Raw genomic sequence first — 13,697 nt, forward strand, 5'->3', positions numbered from 1 at the left:
GCGGGGGCGGTGCGAGGGCGGGCTCCGTGCCCGCCCTCGGGGCGCCGGGGAGGGTGAGCCCCGGCGCCGACCGGATCAGGCCCTGACGGGCACCTCCGGGACCGCGGCGATCGCCGCGGCGACCTCCGCGTCGGTATGGGTCGCCTCGCCGGCGAGGCGGGCGTCGATGTAGGCGCGGTAGGTCTCGACCTCGCGCTGGGCGGTGGCATCGTCCCAGCCGAGCTCGGGGGCGATGAGGGCGGCGATCTCCTCGGCCGCCGCGACGCCGCGGTCCCGGGTCTCGTAGTCCAGGCGGGTGCGGCGCTGGAGGACGTCGGCCAGGTGGCGGGCGCCCTCGGCGCGCACCGCGTAGACGGCCTCGGCGCGCACGTAGCGGGGGGCGTGCTCGAGCGGGGTCGCGAGCGAGGGGTCCTCGTCGATCAGCGTGAGGACGTCCCGCAGCAGGGTGCCGTAGCGGAAGATCAGGCGGTCGATCCGGATCTCCTCCCAGCCGTGCTGCACGGCGATCGCGCCCTTGTCCCGCTTCAGCTCGGCGAGGCCCTGCGCGCCGATCACGGGGACCGTGCGGGTGAGGCTCGGGCGGCCCGGGAAGCTCGAGCGGATCGCGAAGTCGACGACGTCCTCCGCCATGACGCGGTAGGTGGTGTACTTGCCGCCCGCGATCGCGGTGAGGCCCGGCTCCACCTCCATGACGGTGTGCTCGCGGGAGACCTTCGTGGACGTCGAGCTGTCCGAGCCCTTCTTCACCGGCTGCAGCAGCGGGCGCAGGCCCGTGTAGACGCCGATGACGTCCTCGCGGGTGAGGTCGTGGGAGAGCACGGCGTTCGCATGCTCGAGCACGTAGTCGATGTCGTCGGAGGTCGCGCCGACGGCCGTCGGGTCCTCCTTCCACGGGGTGTCCGTGGTGCCGATGACCCAGTACTCGTCCCACGGGATGATGAAGAGGACGGACTTCTCGGTCTGCGTGATGATGCCGGTGTCCGGCACGGCGCGGATGGCGTCGCGGGCGACGGTGATGTGGATGCCCTTGGAGGCGAGGACCTCGAGGCCGGCGTCGGCCCCGGCGAGCTCCTGCTGGTCCTGGGTCCAGACGCCGCCGGCGAGGATGACCTCGCGGGCGTGGACGTCGAACTCCTCCCCGGTCTCCTCGTCGCGCACGCGCACGCCGACGACGCGCTCGCCCTCGTGGAGGTAGGAGACGACGGAGGTGTAGTTCGCGACCGCGGCGTCGTGCTGGGCGGCGGAGCGCACGAGCATCATGACGAAGCGGGCGTCGTCCACCTGCGCGTCGAAGTACTCGAGGGCGCCGACGATCTTCTCGCCGTCCAGGCCCGGGAACACCTCGAGCATCTTCTCGTGCATGAGGTGGCGGTGGAAGGGCACCGCGCGCTTGCGGCCCACGGACTGCATGGCGTCGTAGAGGGTCACGCCGGCACCGATGTACGTGCGGTCGATCACCTTGCGGAAGAACGGGAAGACGAACTTGATGGGCCGCACCAGGTGGGGGGCCGTCGTCTCGAGCAGCAGGTCGCGCTCGCGCAGGGCCTCGGCGACGAGCTTGAAGTCGAGCATCTGCAGGTAGCGCAGGCCGCCGTGCATGAGCTTCGAGGAGCGGGACGAGGTGCCCGAGGCCCAGTCGTGGCGCTCGACGAGGCCGACGGAGAGTCCGCGGGTCGAGGCGTCGAACGCGGCGCCGGCGCCGTTGACCCCGCCGCCCACGACGAGCACGTCCAGCGGCGACTCGGAGGTGGCGGCGCGGAGCCGGGACAGGTGCTCGGCACGATTCTCGGGGGTGAGGGCGGACCGCTTCGATGCGGACATTCGAGGAGCTCCTTCGCTGAGGCCGTGTTCGCCGACCATCGTGGAACTGCTGTGCATCGTTGGCAAGCCAGGTGCACGAACGTGCAAGACTGGGGTCATGAACCCCGGGAACCGCCTCGATCACGCCTTCGAGGCTGCACGGATGTACTACGACGAGGGCCACACGATGGAGACCATCGCGAGCACCCTCAGCGTCTCGCGATCCACCGTCTCCCGCCTCCTGCGCGATGCCCGGGATGCCGGGCTCGTCACCATCAGCCTCCACCCGCCCGGCGCCTACCGGGCCGACGACCTCCGCCGCCGCATCACCGAGCGCTTCGGCGTGCAGGCCCACGTGGTCGCCGCGCCCGAGCCCGGAGAGCGCGAGCGCCTGCAGGCCGTCGCCCAGGCCGGCGCCGACCTCCTCGCCGAGGCGATCGAGCCGGACATGACCATCGGCCTCGCCTGGGGCACTACGATCTCCGCGCTCGTGGGGAAGCTGCACCCCACCCCCACCCCGGGACTGCGGATCGTGCAGCTCAACGGCGCCATCAACACCGAGGGCTCCGGCATGACCTACGTGTCCGCCGTTCTCGCCAAGGCCGCGGGGCTGTGGGACGCGACCGTCCACCACTTCCCCGTGCCGGCCTTCTTCGACCACGCCTCCACCAAGGAGGCCATGTGGCAGGAGCGCTCCGTGCAGCGGGTCCTGCACGTACAGCGCCAGTGCACGCTCGCCGTGTTCAGCGTGGGCGCCTTCGACGCCGAGGTCCCCAGCCACGTCTACACCAACAACTACCTCACCGCCGAGGACCGCCGCTCCCTGCGGGCCGACGGCGCCGTGGGCGACGTGTGCACCGTCTTCCTCCGGGCCGACGGCACCTGGCAGGGCGTGGGCATGAACAGCCGCGGCACCGGACCGACCCCCGCCCAGCTCGCCCGCATCCCCCGCCGCCTGCTCCTCGCCGCCGGCAGCCGGAAGGCCGTGCCGCTGCGCGCCGCCCTCCGCGCGGGCGTCGCCACCGACCTCGTCGTCGACGAGGTCACCGCCCAGAGCCTGCTCGCCCTGGGGTGAGCGGGCGGAGCCGGTGCGGCCCGGCAGTCCTTCGCATCGCCGGCCCGCCCTCGCACCCCGGGCCCCGCCGCTCCTCCGTCGATGGTCCGATTCCGTTCCATCCGGGGCGCCGATCTGGAACGGAATCGGACCATCCGTGAGCCGGACGGGGAGCGATCAGGCCGTGAGCCCGGCGAGCAGCGCCGGATAGGCAGCGTGCGCGAGCCGTGACGAGACCGGGGTCAGCTCTCCGGACGTGCGGGATGCACGACGCGGAAGCGCTCGCAGACCACGGGCATGTCCGGCGCGAACCCGGCGGCCCGGTAGTCGTGCCAGAAGCGCTCGTGGATCTCGCGCCAGGCAGCAAGGCTGCGGTCCCCCTCCCCCTCGGCGTGCGCGTGCTCGGCCGTCACCTCGTCGAAGGGCACCACGTCGACGCCGGTCACCTCGAGCACCGCGCGCGGCGTTCCCGCACCGTCGAGGATCACGGAGAGGAGGCCGACGACGGGCATCGGCTCGCTGTCCGGCTCGTCGTAGTCCGCGAGGGAGCTCGCGGTGGCGGTCTTCGTCCCGTCGAGCACGAGGGCCAGCAGGCCGTCGGCGTGCTCGGGCGTCGCGCCGAAGGCCCAGGCCTCGGGCGGATCGGCCGGAAGCTCGGGGTGGGCGGCGCGCGCCTCGGCCCAGAAGCTGCGGACGGCGGCGTCCGATGCGACGGGGACGGCACCGGCGTCGGCGCCAGCCGCGGCAGGAGCGGCAGGAGCGGAGTCGGAGGCGGAGGCGGGAGCAGCGTCGTCGGAGGTCACGACACGATCCTAGGGAGCTCCCGCGAAGGTCCGATTCCGTTCCGTTGCGGGCTCTGATCTGGAACGGAATCGGACCATCGGCCGCGAGAGGCGGGTCGCTCCCCGGGGCGCGCGCACCGGAGCAGCAGCCGGGCCACGCTGCCGTCACCGATCCATACGTGCCGAGGGGTGCGTCGCGACGACCGTGGCGAGCCGGCGTCGGATCCGTGCGGCGTCGGGCACCACCGCGCCGTGACGCGCCAGGGCGTCCCGGACCCGCAGCAGGATCCGCAGCGGCCGCCGGAGGTCATCGCCGTTCGCGCGCACGAGCGTCCACCCCATCCCCGCCAGCTGGTCCCGCCGCTCCTCGTCGCGGCGCCACTGCCCCTTCGTGGTCCGATGCCCGTCGCCGTCGTACTCGAGCCCGAGCCGGACCTCCTCCCATGCCAGGTCGATGTAGCGCACGCTCCGGTCGCGGGGATCGGTGACACGCAGGTTCGGCACCGGCCGAGGGAGCCCGACGGCCGCGATCACCAGGCGCATCACCGTCTCGCCCGGGGAGCGGACCTCCGGCAGCGCCATCCCGAGCGCACGGCGCGCCGCTGGCGTCCCTGCTCGACCGGGTGTCGACGCGAGCACGGCCCGCAGCGCCTCGACGCTCTGCCCCGGGAAGCGGGCCTGCGGTCCGATCATCGCCTCGACCACGGCGACGAGGTCCCACGGGCGCAGCGTGGTCCCGAGCTGCCGGAGCACCTCGCCCTGGGCCGGGAGGCGAAGCTTGCCCACCTGGGACGTCGCCACCGGGCCGCCCCGATGGACCACCGCCCCGCGCCCGATCCGGGTGCGCCCGCCCCGAGGGAGGAGGCAGTGCAGCACGGGCGGCGCCGCGCCGTCGCCGAGCGCGGTGCCGGGTGGCACGGCGGGGACCACGAGGGTCCCGTCGCCCAGCTGCTCCGTGACCGGGAGCAGCCCGATCCCGCCCTCGATCCGGGCCGGCAGCGGCAGCCCCCACAGCAGCGCGGCCGTCGTGTGGCTCGGCACGCTCCCCGGCATCGCCCTGTTCTGCAGCACCCAGGCCATCGCGTTCAGCGAGCACGGGAACGCGGTGGGCGTGAGGTAGCCGGGGAAGACGGTCGTGAAGGAGTCCGAGGCGAGATCGCGCGGGTGCATGCCGAGCGAGATCCAGACGGAGCGGTGCTCCAGGACGCCGGCGAAGCGGGGCAGGGCAGGGGGCATGGGCCGACGCTACGAGCGGACCAGGGCTCCGCGCCGGCGGGGGCTGCGGCTGTGGAGAAGGGCGCGGTGGGGAGGAGAGGCGCGCCGGACGCCACACCCACGATGGTCCGATTTCGTTCCAGTTAGACGCCAGAAGTGGAACGGAATCCGACCATCCGGCGGCGGGGGGAAAAAAAAGGGGTGCGCTCAGCCCTCGACGGCGGAGAGGTCGAGGCGGTCCTCGCCGGTGTAGACGTTGAGGCGGCCATCGCCGTCGTCGGCCGCGCGGGTGAAGCCGAGGAGCGTCATGCCGAAGGCCTCGGCGGTGTCCACGGCGAGGGAGCTCGCGGCGGAGACGCAGGCCAGCAGCGGCACCCCGGCGAGCGCGGCCTTCTGCGCGATCTCGAAACTCGCACGGGAGGAGACGAGCAGGAAGCAGTCGGCGAGCGGCAGGCGGTCCTCGAGCAGCGCCCAGCCGATGACCTTGTCCACCGCGTTGTGACGGCCCACGTCCTCCCGGACCACGAGGATCTCGCCGTCGAGGCCCACGAGCGCGGCCGCGTGGACGCCGCCGGTGCGGGCGAAGACGGGCTGGCGCTCCCCCAGCTCACGCGCCGCCTGCAGCACGACGCGCGGGTCGATCCGCCAGTCGGCCCCGAGGGTGAAGCGGCCGCGCCGTCGGACCGCCTCGATGCTCTCCGCCCCGCACACGCCGCACGCGGAGGAGGTGGTGAAGGCGCGGGAGGCGACGGGCAGCAGCTGCGGCCGCGTGGTCGTGAACTCCATGACGTTGTAGGTGTTGCGGGGCAGGCCGGTCTCGTCCTCGACGACGGCGCCGTCGCAGTAGCGGGCCTCGGCGACGTCCTCGCGGCGCTCGATGAGCCCCTCGCCGTGGAGGAAGCCGTGGATCAGCTCGACGTCGTGACCCGGGGTGCGCATCGTGAGCGAGAGCCGCTGCCCGTTCAGGCGGATGTCCAGCGGCTCCTCGACGGCGACGTGGTCGCCCTTGCGGCCCGCGTACAGCTTCCCGTCGCGGACGCGGACGGTGCGCACGCGCGCGGTGTCGGTGACCCTGCCCATCCCTCGAGGATAGTCGCGGCGGGCACGTCAGGGGGACGTCGGCCCCGGCCCCTCGGACTGCTCCGCGGCCGCCTTGAGCCCGGCGAGGCGGCCCTCCCAGCCGACGGCGACGAAACCCAGGAGGTCGGAGACCTCGCGCACCCGCTCCGGGGTCACGGCGTGCACGCGCCGACGAGCGCTGCGCTCGGCGCGCACGAGCCCGGCCTGCTCGAGGACCGTGAGGTGCTTGGCGACGCCCTGGCGGGTGAGCTCGAGGTCCCGGGCGACGGCGCCGGCGTCGTCCGGCCGCTCGGCGAGGCGCACGAGGATCCGGCGGCGGGTGCGGTCCGCGAGGGCGGGCAGCAGGAGGTCCGCCGCGGGGTCGAGGAGCGCGAGCGCGGCCGACGGGGCGCTCACTCCGCCGCCTCGCACACGGTGCGGGCGACGTCCAGCTCCTCGAGGGCGGTGGGGTCGGGGGCGGCGGTGCCGGCGGTGGATCCGCTCATGAGGGGCTCCTCGGTCGGGCGGGGCCTGTCCCGCGTGACCTCAGCGTGGCATGACGGAGCCCGTAGTGCAACCCTTTAGTTGCACTACGGGCGTCCTCGGCGGCTCAGGCCTCGCTGACGGCGGCCGCGAGCAGGTTCAGCGACTGCTCGAGCTCGGCCTCCGTGATGAGCGGGAAGCCCACCTTCTCGAGCACCTTCTTGTCCGTCACCTTGTCCCACGAGTAGGTGAGCACGACCTCGGTGGTGGAGGCGTCCTGGGCGCGCAGCTCGTAGAGCCACTCCCAGCCCTTCGGGGCGTCCGGGGCGTCGTCGTTCGCGGGCTGCCAGCCCACCATCTTGTTCTCGTCGAAGGCGGTGACGTGGTTGTGGATGCGGTAGTCGCCGCCCTGGTCCTCGCGGTGCATGTTCATCACGAACTTCTCGCCGGACTTCGTGATGCGCTCCGTGTCCTCAGAGGACCGGACGCTGCCGGAGCCGTCGAAGGACGGGTGCTTCGCCGGCAGCGTGAGCAGCGCGAAGATGTCCTTCGCGGGGGCGTCGATGATGCGGGAGACGGTCACGTGCGTGTCGGAGGTCGTCATGCCCCCACCTTGCCGCAGTCCCCGGCCGCTGTCACACGATTCCCGACCACCAGGTCGTTCCTGCTGGTCAGCGGCGGGTCATCGCCTCAGTCCCGGACGACGTCCTCGAGGCGCAGCGGCTCGCGGCCCAGCACCTCCGTCACGTGCCCGCTCACCGCGGCGAGCGCGCCGGAGGCGATCGCGGTGTACGTGCTGATCCAGGCATCGACCTCCCAGTCCGGCGCCCCGTAGGGCGCGCGGGACGCGCGGGCCTCCTCCATCGTCTCGTCGACGTAGCGGTGCTCGAGGCCCGTCGCGGCCGTGAGCCGCTGCGCGATCTCCCCCAGCGTGGGCGCCTCGGCGCCCGTGAGCTCGAGGACCCTCCCCGCGAAGGCCGACGGGGCCGCGAGGATCCGCGCGGCGACCTGGGCGACGTCCTCCCGCGCGACGAAGGCGCAGCGCCCCTCGCCGGCGGGGCCGCGCAGGGTGCGGTCCTCCCCCGCCCAGGGCTGCAGCACGTCGAGGTAGAAGCAGTCCCGCAGCAGGGTCCAGCGCATGCCGGAGGCCTCCGCCGCTTCGCGGATCGCGTCCTCGGTGGCGCCGTGGTCCCGGGCGAGGGTGAACTCGGCGTCCGAGGCCGCCCCCGTGAACGAGGTGTAGACGAGGTGGCGCACGCCGGCCGCCGCGGCGGCCGTGACCGCCGTGCGGTGCTGGTCGACCCTGTCCGCGCTCTCCCCGGCGGAGACGAGCAGCAGCGTCTCCACCCCGGCGAAGGCGGCGGTGCAGGCCTCGAGGTCCCCGTAGGTCGCGACGGCGACCTCGGCCCCGTCGATCCGCGGGGCGCGCTCGATGGAGCGGACCACGAGCCGCAGGTCGGCGCCCAGCCCGGCCTGCGCGAGGAGCGCCGCGACCCGGCCGCCGAGCTGACCGCTCGCGCCGGTGACGGCGATCCGCGCGTGCACCGGCGCCGCCGCCCCAGCGGTGCCCGGCGTGCTCATGAGCCCAGCAGACCCTTCTCGGTGAGCCAGGCCTTCGCGATCGTCGCGGAGTCCTGCTTGTCGGTGACGCTCTTGGTGTTGAGCGCGATGAGCTCCTCGGTGGTGAGGGCGTCGGTGACCTTCTTGATCGCGGCGGCGGCGTCCTCGTCGATCCGCTCGGAGACGAGCGGGGCGACGTTCTGCGGGAGGATCATCGACTCCGGGTCCTCAAGGGTGACCAGGTCGTTCGCGGCGATGGACGGGTCCGCGGTGTAGATGTCCGCGAGCTGCGTGGTGCCGTCGAGCAGCGCCTGCAGGGTGAGGGGGCCGCCGGAGTCGGAGACGGGGACGACGGTCACGTCGGCGTCGTAGACGCTCTTCGCGCCCTGGGGGCCGTAGGGGCGCTCCTCGAACTCGGGGTTCGCGGCGATCTTGAGGTCCTCCACCCCGGCGAGGTCGCCGATCGCGGCGAGCTGGTTCTGGGAGGCGAAGTCCTTGGTCGTCGTGTAGGAGTCCTGGTCGGTGGCCTCCGCGTGGGGCAGCACGCGCAGGCCGTCCGGGAGGGCCTCGCCGAGGGCTGTCGCGAGATCGTCCGCGGTGCCGGTCGCGGCGGACTCGTCGAGGTACTGCAGGAGGTTCCCGAGGTACTCGGGGAGCAGGTCGATCGCCCCGGACTCGAGCTCCGGCATGTACACGTCCCGCTGACCGATCTGGTACTGCCGCTCGACGCTCGCGCCGGAGTCCTCGAGGACCTGCGCGAACAGCTCGGCGATGATCTCGTTGGAGTAGTACTGCTGCGAGCCGATGACGAGGGCGCCGGTCGCGGGGCCACCGCCGTCGGACGACCCGCCGGAGGAGGAGCCGGACTCCTTCGCGAGGGGGTCCTCGTTCGAGCAGGCCGCGGCGCCGGCGGCGACGAGGCCGGTGCCCGCGAGCGCGGCGAAGGAGCGTCGGCCCAGGGCGGGGCCGCGCGAGGGACGGGGGGTACGGGATGCGGTCATGGTGTCCTCCTGGACGCGGGCGGGGCGGATCGGGTGAGGGGCGGGTGGAGCCGGGTCAGGTGCGGGCGGCGCCGCGCGGCGCGGTGAGCCGCTCCACGAGGCGCAGGGCGAGGTCGATGACGAGCGCGAGGGCGACCACGAGGATCGACCCGCCGAGCATCTGCGGGTAGTCGGAGAGGTTCAGGCCCAGGAAGATGAAGCGCCCCAGGCCGCCGTTGCCGATGTAGCTCGCGAGCATGACCGTCGCGACGACCTGCACGGCCGCGAGCCGCACCCCGCCGATCAGGAGCGGGAGGCCGAGCGGCACCTCGACCCGGGTGAGGATCTGCCACTCGGTCATGCCCTGGGCGCGGGCGGCGTCCACGGTGCGCGGGTCCACGGCCTCGCATGCGGAGTAGGCGCCGGCGAGCAGCGAGGGGATCGCGAGGATCACGAAGGCGAGCACGGGCGCGGTGAGCCCGATCCCGAGCCACAGCCCGAAGAGGGTCACGAGGCCCAGGGTGGGCAGGGCGCGGGCGGCGCCGCTGAGCGCGACGACGGGGCCGCGGCCGCGGCGGGTGTGGCCGACGAGCAGTCCCACCGGGATCGCGACGAGGGCGGCGATGCCGACGCCCAGGAGCGTGTACCAGAGGTGCTCGAGCAGGCGCACGGGGATCGAGCCGGGGCCGGACCAGCGGGTGGGGTCGGCGATCCAGGCGAGGGCCTCGAGGAGCTGGGTCATGCTCGTGCCCCCTTCCGGCGCGGGGTGCGCGCCCAGGGCAGGGCGATCCGGGCGCCGAGGACGATCATCAGGTCCAGGAGCAGGGCGAGGGCCACGGTGAGCACGATCCCGGAGAGGATCTCCTCGAGGATGCCCCGCTGGAAGCCGTCGATGAAGAGCATGCCGAGGCTCGGCACGCCGAGCACGCCGCCCACGGTCACGAGGGACACGGTGGAGACGGCGAGGACGCGCAGCCCGGCGACGAGGGCGGGACCGGCGAGCGGCAGCTCGACCTGCCAGAACCGCTGGAGGGGGGCGTAGCCCTGGGCGGTCGCGGCGCGCAGGGTGTCCCCGCTGACGGCGCGCAGGGCCTCCGAGGCGCTCGGCACCATGAGGGCGAGGCCGTAGATCGTGAGCGCGACGACGATGTTCAGGGGGCTGCGGATCGAGGTGCCGAGGAACAGCGGCAGCACGATGAACAGGGGCAGCGAGGGGATCGCGTAGAGCAGCCCGGCGCCCGCGGTGAGGGAGGTGCGCAGCCAGCCGCGCACGGCGATGAGCTTCGCGATCGGCAGCGAGAGCACGAAGGCGAGCAGGATCGGCGGGAGCGCCTGCACGAGGTGGGCGAGCAGGCGGGAACCGAGCAGGTCGAGGTTCTCGAGGACCCAGGTCATGGGCGGCCCGCCCCGCCGGCGGGGGCCTCGAGGACGCCCGCGGCGCGGCCGTCGGCGTCGACGACGACGCGGCGGCCGTCGACCTCCTCGACGTGGAGGGTGCGGGTGCCGCGGTCCGCGCCGACGAAGCTGCGCACGAAGTCGTCCGCCGGGGCGGCGAGGATCTCCTGCGGGGTGCCCTGCTGGGCGACGACGCCGCCGGGGCGCAGCAGCACGACGCGGTCCCCGAGCAGGAAGGCCTCGTCGATGTCGTGGGTGACGAAGACGATCGTCTTGTGCAGCTCCTTCTGGATCCGCAGCATCTCCTGCTGGAGGTCCGCGCGGACGATGGGGTCCACCGCGCCGAAGGGCTCGTCCATGAGCAGGATGTTCGGATCCGCGGCGAGGGCGCGGGCGACGCCCACGCGCTGCTGCTGGCCGCCGGAGAGCTGAGAGGGGTAGCGGCGGGCGAGGGCCGGGTCCAGGCCCACGGTCTCGAGCAGCTCGAGGGCGCGGGAGCGGGCCTCGCGCCGGGAGGTGCCGCGCAGCACGGGCACGGTGGTGACGTTGTCCAGCACGCTGCGGTGCGGGAGCAGCCCGGAGGCCTGCATCACGTAGCCGATCGAGCGGCGCAGGCGCACGGGGTCGAGGGCGGCGACGTCCTCGCCGTCGATCGCGACGCGGCCGCTGCTGGGATCGACCATGCGGTTGATCATGCGCAGCAGGGTGGTCTTGCCGGAGCCGGAGGTGCCCACGAGCACGACGGCCTCGTGCGAGGCGATCTCGAGGCTGAAGTCCTCGACGGCGGTGGTCCCGTCGGGATAGGTCTTGCCGACGTTCTCGAAGGCGATCAACGGGGCCTCCCGTGCGGGGTGCGGTTCAGGGCGTCGTACAGGTGTTCGAGGGACGTGCACGGCCGACACTACTGCATCGTCGCCCTCGTGGCAGGACATGCCCGGCGGCTCTCCCCGACGTCGAGGCGGACATGCCGAGACGAGGCACCTCGCAACCGCGCTGCGCCGTGCCGCGGGGACGGGCTCAGAGCGGCGGGTGCTCGGTGACGGCGAGCGTGGTGCGGCCGATGCTCAGCGCCCCGCCCTGCGGCAGGGTCACGAAGTCCGCCTGCTCGTAGCCGGTGGAGCTCACGAGCACCCGCTCGGTGTCCTGGCGCCAGCGCAGGTCGTACACCTCGCGGGGCTGGTCCGCGGGGGCCTGCGCCGGATCGTGCTGGGCGAAGGCGATGAGCGCGTCCGGCGTCGTGAGCAAGCAGTTCAGGGACTCCGGCGGCCGTCCCGCGATCTCCTCGAGCCAGGCGGTGAGCTCCGCCGCGGCGCGCTGCACGGCGAGCGCCCAGTCCTGCGGGGACGGGCCCGCAGCGGCAGCGCCGTCGGCCGCCTCCCGCGCATGCGCGGTGATCAGCGAGAGGAACAGCTCCGAGTCCGTGGTGCCCTCGGGGCGGCGCCCGCCGCGCGCGAGGATCCGCTCCCGCAGCTCCGGTGAGAGGTCGAACTGACCGTTGTGGCTGAAGGTCACCTCCCCCTCGACGAAGGGGTGCGTGTTCGTGAGCTCGAGGGCGAGGCCCACGCTCGCCCGGCGCAGGTGCACCGCGATCACCTCGCCGTGGGCCTCCGCGACCGCGTCCCCGTAGGCGTTCGAGGCGAGCGCCGTGTCCGTTCCCTTGCGCACCTCCGGCGTGCGGGAGCGGTGCGGATCCGGGTACCAGGCCACGCCCCAGCCGTCCTTGTGCCGCTCGGAGAGCGCGGTGAACAGGGGCAGCTCCGCCGGCACGATCCGCTCGAGCGGGCGCGGGGTGGAGCTGACGACGCCGAGGAGTCGGCACATGGGGAGGTCCTTCCGTCAGGCCGGGTCAGCCCGTCGCGGCACGGCGCCGCATACGGGCGTCGAGCAGGTGCGCTGCGCGCGTGAGCAGGATGTTCAGCACGATGTAGATCCCGGAGACCACAAGATACGTCTGCACGAGATAGCGGGTGATCGAGACCATCGTCTTGCCCTGGAACTGCAGCTCGTTCACGCTCACCACGTACCCGAGCGTCGAGTCCTTCAGCAGGCTCACGAGCGCGAGCACGAGGCTCGGCAGCACGAGCCGCACCGCCTGCGGCAGGATCACCGCGCTCATGGTCTGCCCCGAGGTCAGGCCGATCGCCGCGCCCGCCTCGTGCTGGCCTCGGTCCACGGCCCGGATCCCCGCCCGGAACACCTCCGCCGTCGTCGCGGAGCTCACGAGGATCATCGGGATCACGAGCATCCAGAAGCGCGGGAAGGTCACCCCGTAGGCGGGCAGGGCCAGCAGGAACGCGTAGACCACGAGCAGCATCGGGATGCCGCGGAAGAACTCGATCCACGCCGCGGCCACCCCGCTCAGCACCCGCAGCCGGGACAGCCGGCCGAGCGCGAGCAGCAGACCGAAGGGGAAGGCGACCACGGCCGCGACGACCGTCGCCCGCAGGGTGCCCAGCAGACCCTCGCCGAGGAAGGCGAGATAGTCGCGGCGCAGGTACGGCAGCCACTTGTCTGCCGCGAGCTGGCCGTTGCGGCCGAACTGCCACAGCCCCAGCCCGAGCACGGCGGCGATGGCCAGCACCGAGAGGACGGAGAGGACGCGGATCCGCGCCCGGCCGCGGGGGCCGGGCGCGTCGAAGAGCACCTGGGTGGCGCTCGCGCTGCGGGTGCTCATGCCTGCGCCGCCCCCTGGAGCCGCACGGACGGTCGCAGCCGGCCCGAGCCGCCCGGCGCGAGGCGCGCCTCGAGGCGGCGCCCGCCGTAGGCCGCGAGCAGCGACAGCGCGAGGTAGACGACGCCCGCCACGAGGAACAGCAGCACCGCCTCCGCGGAGCGGATGTTCAGCTGCTGCGTGACGTACGTGGTCTCGCCGACGGAGATCGCCGCGCACAGCGAGGAGCCGATCAGCGTGCCGATGAAGACGTTCACGAGCGGCTGGACCATCGTGCGGAACGCCTGCGGGAGCACCACGTAGCGCAGCACCCCGAAGAAGCCCAGCCCGATCGAGCGGGCCGCCTCCGCATGGCCCACGGGCACCGTGTTGATGCCCGAGCGGATGTTCTCCCCCACGAAGGCGGCGCTCGAGAGGGTCAGGCCCAGCACGCCGCACCAGAAGTACGGCAGCACGAGGCCCGCGTCCGGCAGCCCGAAGGCGAGCAGGATCAGCAGACTCAGCAGCGGGATGTTCCGGAAGATCTCGACGTACACCGTCCCCGCCCAGCGCAGCGGCGGGATCGGGCTGACCCGGCACACCGCGACCACGGTGCCCAGGACCAGCGCGAAGGCGTAGCCGAGCAGCGTCAGGGCGATCGTGGTGCCGATGCCCTGCAGCAGCAGGGGCCAGTTCTCGACGAGGATCTGCATCCGGGT

15 protein-coding genes are annotated in these 13,697 nt (G+C 73.3%); 1 reads left to right on the plus strand and 14 read right to left on the minus strand.

The window, feature by feature from the left end; all coding sequences use genetic code 11:
- Nucleotides 1-75: 75 nt before the first annotated feature.
- Complete coding sequence (locus ACYVAP_RS14715) at nucleotides 76-1,821, minus strand: glycerol-3-phosphate dehydrogenase/oxidase (protein WP_498861248.1); 1,746 nt, start codon at nucleotides 1,819-1,821, stop codon at nucleotides 76-78.
- A gap of 97 nt (nucleotides 1,822-1,918) precedes the next feature.
- On the opposite strand from ACYVAP_RS14715, the gene ACYVAP_RS14720 reads away from it, so the two are divergent.
- Complete coding sequence (locus tag ACYVAP_RS14720) at nucleotides 1,919-2,875, plus strand: sugar-binding transcriptional regulator (RefSeq protein WP_498861249.1); 957 nt, start codon at nucleotides 1,919-1,921, stop codon at nucleotides 2,873-2,875.
- A 221-nt stretch (nucleotides 2,876-3,096) separates the two neighbouring features.
- Here the strand turns inward: ACYVAP_RS14720 and ACYVAP_RS14725 are convergent, their stop codons facing one another.
- From ACYVAP_RS14725 to ACYVAP_RS14785, 13 genes are all read right to left on the minus strand, one after another.
- Nucleotides 3,097-3,657 (minus strand): ASCH domain-containing protein, encoded by a 561-nt coding sequence (locus tag ACYVAP_RS14725; protein WP_498861250.1) that lies wholly within the window; start codon nucleotides 3,655-3,657, stop codon nucleotides 3,097-3,099.
- 144 nt (nucleotides 3,658-3,801) lie between these two features.
- Nucleotides 3,802-4,872 (minus strand): putative endonuclease domain-containing protein, encoded by a 1,071-nt coding sequence (locus ACYVAP_RS14730; protein ID WP_498861251.1) that lies wholly within the window; start codon nucleotides 4,870-4,872, stop codon nucleotides 3,802-3,804.
- Nucleotides 4,873-5,058: 186 nt separating this feature from the next.
- Nucleotides 5,059-5,931, minus strand: coding sequence for a formate dehydrogenase accessory sulfurtransferase FdhD (gene fdhD, locus ACYVAP_RS14735; protein ID WP_498861252.1), 873 nt, complete (start codon nucleotides 5,929-5,931; stop codon nucleotides 5,059-5,061).
- Between the two features lie 27 nt (nucleotides 5,932-5,958).
- On the minus strand, nucleotides 5,959-6,327 hold the full coding sequence (locus ACYVAP_RS14740) for an ArsR/SmtB family transcription factor (RefSeq protein WP_498861253.1): 369 nt from the start codon (nucleotides 6,325-6,327) through the stop codon (nucleotides 5,959-5,961).
- A gap of 193 nt (nucleotides 6,328-6,520) precedes the next feature.
- Nucleotides 6,521-6,997, minus strand: coding sequence for an SRPBCC family protein (locus ACYVAP_RS14745; protein WP_498861254.1), 477 nt, complete (start codon nucleotides 6,995-6,997; stop codon nucleotides 6,521-6,523).
- A gap of 86 nt (nucleotides 6,998-7,083) precedes the next feature.
- Nucleotides 7,084-7,974, minus strand: a complete 891-nt coding sequence (locus ACYVAP_RS14750) for an SDR family oxidoreductase (RefSeq protein ID WP_498861255.1) — start codon at nucleotides 7,972-7,974, stop codon at nucleotides 7,084-7,086.
- Nucleotides 7,971-8,954 (minus strand): ABC transporter substrate-binding protein, encoded by a 984-nt coding sequence (locus ACYVAP_RS14755; protein WP_498861256.1) that lies wholly within the window; start codon nucleotides 8,952-8,954, stop codon nucleotides 7,971-7,973. Before ACYVAP_RS14755 ends, ACYVAP_RS14750 begins: the two co-directional genes overlap by 4 nt.
- A 55-nt stretch (nucleotides 8,955-9,009) precedes the next feature.
- Entirely contained in the window at nucleotides 9,010-9,675 is a 666-nt protein-coding gene (locus ACYVAP_RS14760) for an ABC transporter permease (RefSeq protein WP_137769202.1), read from the minus strand.
- Nucleotides 9,672-10,328 carry an ABC transporter permease gene (locus tag ACYVAP_RS14765; protein WP_498861257.1) on the minus strand — a complete coding sequence of 219 codons (657 nt, stop codon included), beginning with the start codon at nucleotides 10,326-10,328 and terminating at the stop codon, nucleotides 9,672-9,674. Before ACYVAP_RS14765 ends, ACYVAP_RS14760 begins: the two co-directional genes overlap by 4 nt.
- The gene (locus ACYVAP_RS14770; RefSeq protein WP_498861258.1) at nucleotides 10,325-11,161 is read right to left on the minus strand and encodes an ABC transporter ATP-binding protein; all 837 of its coding nucleotides are present in this window, start codon (nucleotides 11,159-11,161) and stop codon (nucleotides 10,325-10,327) included. Before ACYVAP_RS14770 ends, ACYVAP_RS14765 begins: the two co-directional genes overlap by 4 nt.
- Before the next feature lie 184 nt (nucleotides 11,162-11,345).
- A complete protein-coding gene (locus ACYVAP_RS14775) occupies nucleotides 11,346-12,149 on the minus strand; it encodes a class II glutamine amidotransferase (RefSeq protein ID WP_498861259.1) in 804 nt (267 codons plus the stop codon).
- 25 nt (nucleotides 12,150-12,174) lie between these two features.
- The gene (locus ACYVAP_RS14780) at nucleotides 12,175-13,002 is read right to left on the minus strand and encodes an amino acid ABC transporter permease (RefSeq protein WP_498861260.1); all 828 of its coding nucleotides are present in this window, start codon (nucleotides 13,000-13,002) and stop codon (nucleotides 12,175-12,177) included.
- Nucleotides 12,999-13,691: an amino acid ABC transporter permease gene (locus ACYVAP_RS14785; RefSeq protein ID WP_498861261.1), complete on the minus strand. Its 693-nt coding sequence runs from the start codon at nucleotides 13,689-13,691 to the stop codon at nucleotides 12,999-13,001. Before ACYVAP_RS14785 ends, ACYVAP_RS14780 begins: the two co-directional genes overlap by 4 nt.
- Nucleotides 13,692-13,697 lie beyond the last annotated feature (6 nt).

The sequence above is a fragment of the Brachybacterium horti genome (assembly GCF_054777615.1).